6 protein-coding genes and 1 rRNA gene are annotated in these 7,547 nt (G+C 33.1%); 5 read left to right on the plus strand and 2 right to left on the minus strand.

The features are described 5' to 3' along the window. Positions 1 to 58 precede the first annotated feature (58 nt). Positions 59 to 778: a zinc dependent phospholipase C family protein gene (locus FYJ83_RS07415; protein ID WP_154439695.1), complete on the minus strand. Its 720-nt coding sequence runs from the start codon at positions 776 to 778 to the stop codon at positions 59 to 61. Between the two features lie 211 nt (positions 779 to 989). Between FYJ83_RS07415 and thpR the strand changes: the two genes are divergently transcribed. The 4 genes from thpR to FYJ83_RS07435 all read left to right on the plus strand — a co-directional run bounded on the left by thpR (position 990) and on the right by FYJ83_RS07435 (position 4,561). Next, a complete protein-coding gene (thpR, locus tag FYJ83_RS07420; protein WP_154439696.1) occupies positions 990 to 1,547 on the plus strand; it encodes an RNA 2',3'-cyclic phosphodiesterase in 558 nt (185 codons plus the stop codon). 87 nt (positions 1,548 to 1,634) lie between these two features. Then, on the plus strand, positions 1,635 to 2,525 hold the full coding sequence (locus FYJ83_RS07425) for an acyl-CoA dehydratase activase-related protein (protein WP_154439697.1): 891 nt from the start codon (positions 1,635 to 1,637) through the stop codon (positions 2,523 to 2,525). A gap of 1 nt (position 2,526) precedes the next feature. Beyond that, a complete protein-coding gene (locus FYJ83_RS07430) occupies positions 2,527 to 3,624 on the plus strand; it encodes a 2-hydroxyglutaryl-CoA dehydratase (protein WP_154439698.1) in 1,098 nt (365 codons plus the stop codon). After that, positions 3,605 to 4,561, plus strand: a complete 957-nt coding sequence (locus FYJ83_RS07435) for an acyl-CoA dehydratase activase (protein WP_154439699.1) — start codon at positions 3,605 to 3,607, stop codon at positions 4,559 to 4,561. The genes FYJ83_RS07430 and FYJ83_RS07435 overlap by 20 nt, the downstream gene beginning before the upstream one ends. 34 nt (positions 4,562 to 4,595) lie before the next feature. Here the strand turns inward: FYJ83_RS07435 and FYJ83_RS07440 are convergent, their stop codons facing one another. Further along, positions 4,596 to 6,161: an FAD-dependent oxidoreductase gene (locus FYJ83_RS07440; protein WP_154439700.1), complete on the minus strand. Its 1,566-nt coding sequence runs from the start codon at positions 6,159 to 6,161 to the stop codon at positions 4,596 to 4,598. A 377-nt stretch (positions 6,162 to 6,538) separates the two neighbouring features. Between FYJ83_RS07440 and FYJ83_RS07445 the strand changes: the two genes are divergently transcribed. Beyond that, positions 6,539 to 7,547, plus strand: a 16S ribosomal RNA gene (locus tag FYJ83_RS07445); the annotation flags it as partial.

Raw genomic sequence — 7,547 nt, forward strand, 5'->3', positions numbered from 1 at the left:
TCCTTCCAGTATCATATTAATATAATACCTTTATTTATTTGTTAAATCAACTTTATATCTAATTAAGTTGATTTAATTCTTTAGTGAATATATCTTTATAGAATAAAATCATGGCACCAGCTGTAGTTCTTTTGGCTAAGGGGAGGGTGCATCTGCTAGTCCGATAAAATCTAGTTTCATCATCAGAAATATTTTTAAATTTCTTATATACTCTAATGGCTACTCTAGCATTGAATCTTATATAATCTCTTATGGAGTCAAGTAAATAGGCACCTGTTTCTACCTGAAAATCTTTCATATATTCATGAGTACGTTTAACATAATTTTCATACTGATGATGGTTATCTAGTAAACGAATATTAGCATGTTGAGGAATAGTCATATCTTGAATAATGTGTAAAGATGCACCAAAATAGAATAATGATTTGTTAAAGTCTCCTTGTTTCCATAGGTTAATGGATTCATTATAATAATCAACTCCTAAATCCATAGCACTTTTTCTTCCATATAATCCTTTCTTTGTAGTTGGATTATAGAAATGATTTGAGCTTTTAAAATCTTGGTCTGCCCATACAGCTCCTTCGTTAATATGATAAATATAACTTGTAAAGAATTCATATTCTTTAACATATTCATCATTCTTAAGAATTTTCAAAGCCCTTATATTAATAAATTTATGAACCCTACAATGAGTATTTATAATAGATTTTTTAATAGGATTAGCCATGTCAAAAACTGTCTTTAATGCTTTATCGTAAGTGGTTTCTAAGAAATCCATTTTTATCACTCCTATGTTTTATTAATTTTAGTATTGGTATTTTTACAAATATTATAAATAAGTATGAAATATAATATCTTTTTAAATCTAAGTAAGTGATAATTTGTGGATTATGGGGAATATATATAAATTGACATTGGGTTTTTCTGTTGGTATTATAAATGAATTTAATAAAACATAAGGTATATAACTAGAATTGGAGTGGATAATAATGCGTATATTTATAGCAGTAGAATTTTCAAATGAGATAAAAAAATATTTACACAATATACAGGAGATAGTAAAGAAAAATAGTATCTCAGGAAAATTTACTGATAAGGATAATTTTCATTTAACTATTAGGTTCATAGGAGAAATTACAGAAGTGCAGTTAAATAATCTAAAGAAGGCTATTGATAATGTAGCTTTAAATCAAGAGGAGTTTGAATTGAATTTCAGCAGATTAGGAGAATTTCCTAGAGGTGAAAAGAGAATAATATGGTTAGGAATAGAAGCAAATCAAATGATGGATAAATTATATTTTAAATTAGAGAATGAATTAGAAAAACAAGGTTATGAAAAAGAGGGAAGAGGTTTTGTTCCCCATATTACCATGGGCAGAGAAGTAGTTATTGCAGAGGAGTTTAAAGAATTAGAAATGAAGGCTAAAATCATCGATGGAATAATATCTGTAGATAAAGTGTCAATAATGGAAAGTACAAGAATAAATGGAAAACTAACTTATATTCCAGTTTATGTTAGAGAATTTAGTGTAAGTACTAATGGTTAAAAAATAAAAAAGCTTAAATTGGAATATTTTTGATATACATAGGTGATACTCCATAAATGTGATATTAATTTACATAAGGAGGATAAAATGATAGTAGGAATTCCAAAAGGGCTTTTATATTACAAATATAATCCTTTTTTACAAACATTTTTTAGTGAACTTGGAGCTGAAGTAATTACCTCTGAAGACACTAATAAAAAAATACTAAACGAAGGTATTAAATATTCGGTGGATGAAGCTTGTCTTCCAATAAAGGTGTTTCATGGACACGTTTTTTCATTGAGGGATAAAAGTGATATTATTGTAATTCCAAGAATAATGCAGGTTAAAAAAAGAGAATATATATGTCCAAAATTTTGCGGACTTCCTGAAATGATTATAAATAGTATTCCAGATATGCCTAAAACAATTACAGAACCTATTTACGCCATATCAAAGAGAAAACTTTATAATTGGGCAGAAAATGCAGGGAGTATTATAACTAAAGATAAATCAAAGATTAAAAAGGCATTTAACAGAGCTTTAATAGAGCAAAAAGGTTATGATTCAGGAATAAAAGATGAGAATTATAGATTAAATATTGCCTTAGTGGGACATCCATATAATATATATGATGATTTTATAAATATGAATATAGTAAAAAAACTTAATAAATTAGGTATAGGAGTTATAACTGAAGAGTGTCTAAGTGAAGATTTAATAAATAAAGAAGTTGACGATTTATACAAAAGACCATTTTGGACTTTTGCAAGAAACTCTTATGGATTTGCATCTCATATTTCTAAGGAAAAGCAAGTAAATGGAATTATATATATATCATCATTTGCCTGTGGTATAGATTCTGTTGTAGTTGAACTTATTAAAGATAAAATAGATGAATTTCCTTTCATGATATTAAAGATAGATGAACATACTGGTGAAGCAGGTCTTGATACAAGGGTAGAGGCATTTGCTGATATGTTAGAAAGGAGTTGCTAGGATGAAAATAACAGCACCACATTTGGGAAATGTATATTTAGCAGCTAAGGCGTTATTTGATGGACTTGAAATAGATTATATTATGCCTCCCTTAAGTAATAAGTCAGCTATAGAAATAGGGTCTTTGTATTCTCCAGAAGAAATATGTCTACCTTTTAAGATAATGGTGGGGAATTATATACAGGCGATCGAAAAAGGGGCAGATACAGTAATAATTCCTGGAAGCTGCGGACCCTGTAGGTTTGGAGAATACGGAGAAATGCAAATGAATCTATTGAATAAATTAGGATATGATTTAGAATTTATATTGATAGATTCTCCAGGAGATATCGGAATTAAAGAATTATTCAATCGAATCGATAGAATATCTACAAAAAGCAATAAATCGGGACGTCAAAAAATAAAGGTCTTATCTGATGCTATAAAGATTATGAATTTAATTGATAAAATAGAAGGAGAGGCTAGATACCTTACGGGATACGAGGAAGAAAAAGGTAAGTGTAAAAAAATATTAAATAGTTGTATAAGAGAAGCATTGAAATGTAATAATCCTCAAGAAATGATACAAGTATTGAAGGAATATGAGATGGAATTAAATAATATCAAATTAGATAAAAGTAAAAATCCTGTGAAGATTGCCATAATTGGAGAAATATACACCATAATAGAACCATTTTCAAATCTATATATAGAAGATAAGCTTATGGATTATGGGGTGTCAACTCAAAAAAAATTAACTCCTAGCTGGTGGGTAAAAAATATGGCATTATCCCCTGTTAAATTAAATTCATTGGATATAAAAAATGCAGGAAAAGAATATTTATCCATAGGGGTTGGAGGTCATGGAAGAGAGTGTATCGGAGAGGCTGTATTGGCCCATGAAAATGGATTTGATGGAGCTATTCAAATATTTCCCATGGGTTGTATGCCTGAAATTGTATCAAAGGCAATTTTACCAACTATTTCAAAGGATAGAGATTTCCCCATAATGTCTCTTATTGTTGATGAAATGACAGGTGAGGCAGGATATGTTACTAGGATTGAAGCATTTGTAGATTTGCTTGAAAGGAGAAAGGTAGATGCATTATCTTGGAGTTGATGTAGGTTCAGTAAGTACAAATATTGTACTTTTAGATGAAGAAATGGATGTTGTAGAGAAAATATATTTAAGAACTAAGGGAAGTCCCATTAAAGCAGTTCAAGATGGGTTTAAAATATTAAAGGCTAATTATAATGATATGAAAATTGGTGGAGTTGGAACTACTGGAAGTGGTAGGCATATAGCGTCTACACTAATAGGTGCAGATGCAGTAAAAAATGAAATAACTGCCCATGCAGTTGCAGCTCTTGAAATTGATAAAGACGTAAAGACTATAATTGAAATAGGGGGACAGGATTCAAAGATAATAATTTTGAGAAATGGAGTAGTATCTGATTTTGGAATGAATACAGTATGTGCAGCAGGTACAGGCTCATTTATTGATAGACAAGCAGAAAGGCTTGATATTCCCATTGAAGAGTTTGGAGATTATGCCTTAGAATCCAATACTACAGTAAGGATTGCTGGAAGATGTGCAGTTTTTGCAGAATCTGATATGATACATAAACAACAACTAGGGTATAATAAATCTGATATTATAAGGGGTCTATGTGATGCCTTAGTTAGAAATTATCTTAATAATATAGGTAAAGGAAAAGAAATTATACCTAAGATATTTTTCCAAGGGGGAGTAGCTGCCAATAGGGGAATAAAGAAGGCCTTTGAAAATGCACTGGGTTATGAAGTGTTTGTCCCAGAGCATTATAATGTAATGGGTTCAATAGGTGCTGCAATTATTGGAAGAGAATCTGCAGAAAAATTAGGTATGACAAAATTTAAAGGGCTTAACCTTGCAGAAAGTAAGTTTACATCTACAAGCTTTGAATGTAATGATTGTACAAATAGATGTGAAGTTGTTAAAATCAATGAAAATAATAATGATATTGGTTGCTTTGGAGATAGATGTGGAAAATGGAGTCATAAAATTGCAATATAAAAGAAGCTTAGATATATCTAAGCTTCTTTTATATTTAAAAATCGTCTTTAAATAGTTTTTCAATAGTATTTACATCATGTTCAAGTTTTAAAGGTTTTGTTGCGGGTCCCTCTAATACTTTTCCTTCATAGGAAAATCTTGAACCATGGCAAGGACAGTCCCAGGAATTTTCTGCGGAATTCCAATTTAATTCGCATCCCATATGGGTACAAGTAGTATTTACTATATGGAGTTTCCCTTGGTAATCTCTATAGGCTCCTGCTCTTTTACCCTGAAATTCAAATATCTTAGATTCTCCATTTTGTAAATTAATATCATTATCTGAGGATGATAATTTTCCTTTTAAAAGATGTTTTGCAACATCGGTATTTTCCACTATAAAGTTTTTTGAAGATGCTGCAATTGTTTTACGAGACGGATTGTATACATCTGCCCAGGGACTTTCACCTTTTATAACTAAATCTCTAATAATGATAGAAGCAACAGTACTGTTTGTCATACCCCATTTTTGAAAACCAGTAGCGATATAAAGATTTGGTGTATTTGAAGTAAAGTTTCCTATATAGGGAATACTATCTAAGGTCATACAATCTTGAGTAGACCACCTAAAAGGTATATCTTCCACAGTGAATAAATCATTTGCAAAATTCATTAATACTTCATAGTGTTTATTCATATCTTCTCCCTGACCAGTTTTATGACCCTCTCCTACTATAAGTATAAGTTCGCCATTTTCTGTATTTTCACATCTGATTGAACGAGAAGGCTCTTCTGCATTTATATACATTCCACCTGGATATTTCTCTTTTGCTTTAATTCCAGTAATATAAGTTCTTGATGGGTAGATTCGAGTAAAATACATTCCATGCTTATTATAAAAGGGATAGTGAGATGCGATAATAACTTTCTCTGCATTTACTTTACTCCCATTTATAGTCGTAATAATGTAATTATCATTATTTTCTTCAATGTCCACTGCCATGGTCTGTTCATATATATGAACTCCTTTTTTATTTATATTCTTTGTTAAAGAATACAAATATTTAAGAGGATGAAACTGTGCTTGGTTATTGAATTTAATTGCTCCCTTAATAGGTATTGAAAATGGAATATCTTGTACGTAAGAAGCTTTAATTCCTAGTTCTAATGCTGCTTTAACTTCATCATGAATTTTTTCGATATATTCATCTTGCTGGGTATATATAAAAGATGATTGAGAAATATAATTACAATCTATATTATATTCATTAGCAATTCTTTTAATCTCATGAATAGCAGTTTCATTTGCAGTAGCATATTGTTGAGCTAGTTCCTTTCCTACCTGCGATTGTAATTTATTATAAATAAGGTGATGCTGTGAAGTGATTTTTCCTGTTGTGTGGCCAGAGGTACCGTGACCTATATGATTTGCTTCTAAAACAGCGGTGCTTAGTCCCTCTTTATGTAGTTGATAAGCACATTGAATACCTGTCAGCCCCCCACCTATAATGACTACATCTACATTAATATCTTCATTTAAAATAGGGTATTCAGCCAATGAAGTAGATAGAATCCAATAGGAAGCAGGTGTATTTTTAAAATACTTTTTATTATTAATCATTATATTATCCTCCATATATGAAATTTCAATATATTTATTCTCTGCCTATATGATAAAAAATATTCCCAATATATGTCCATGGACATATATGGATAAATATACCTTGAATATTTTTAAAAATTTGTTTGCAAATCATAAAAAACCATGGTATACTAAATATCCAGTCAAAAATGGCTGGAAAGTTGATGGAAATTAAGTTTTGAAATAAAATAAAAAACTTATAAAAAACCGTTGACAGTAATAAACAAAAATGTTATTATAAGAAAGTTCCCTCGAGAGAGGAACGAGAACCTAGAAAACTAAACAGTGTGAGAAACTTTGAATTATAAAAAGTAACACATGAAACAACAGTCAGCAAATTTGAGCTAATCAGACTTTTAAATGAGAGTTTGATCCTGGCTCAGGACGAACGCTGGCGGCGTGCCTAACACATGCAAGTCGAGCGAAGTTTTCAAAGTAGATTTCTTCGGAATGAAACTTTGATTATCTTAGCGGCGGACGGGTGAGTAACGCGTGAGAAACCTGCCTTTCACAAAGGGATAGCCTCGGGAAACTGGGATTAATACCTTATGACACTTAAGAGTCGCATGACTTTTAAGTCAAAGCGTAAAGCGGTGAAAGATGGTCTCGCGTCCCATTAGTTAGTTGGTGAGGTAATAGCTCACCAAGACTGCGATGGGTAGCCGGCCTGAGAGGGTGAACGGCCACACTGGAACTGAGACACGGTCCAGACTCCTACGGGAGGCAGCAGTGGGGAATATTGCACAATGGAGGAAACTCTGATGCAGCGACGCCGCGTGAACGATGAAGGCTTTCGGGTCGTAAAGTTCTGTCCTTGGGGACGATAATGACGGTACCCAAGGAGGAAGCCCCGGCTAACTACGTGCCAGCAGCCGCGGTAATACGTAGGGGGCAAGCGTTGTCCGGATTTATTGGGCGTAAAGGGTGCGTAGGCGGCCATTTAAGTCAGATGTGAAAGATCACGGCTCAACCGTGGTAAGCATTTGAAACTGAAAGGCTTGAGTTAAGGAGAGGAAAGTGGAATTCCTAGTGTAGCGGTGAAATGCGTAGATATTAGGAGGAATACCAGTGGCGAAGGCGACTTTCTGGACTTATACTGACGCTGAGGCACGAAAGCGTGGGGAGCGAACAGGATTAGATACCCTGGTAGTCCACGCCGTAAACGATGAGTGCTAGGTGTTGGGGGTCAAACCTCGGTGCCGCAGCTAACGCATTAAGCACTCCGCCTGGGGAGTACGTACGCAAGTATGAAACTCAAAGGAATTGACGGGGACCCGCACAAGCAGCGGAGCATGTGGTTTAATTCGAAGCAACGCGAAGAACCTTACCAGGGCTTGACATGCCCCTGACCGTCCTAGAGATAGG

Source organism: Tissierella pigra (genome assembly GCF_009695605.1).
Classification (GTDB): Bacteria; Bacillota; Clostridia; order Tissierellales; family Tissierellaceae; genus Tissierella; species Tissierella pigra.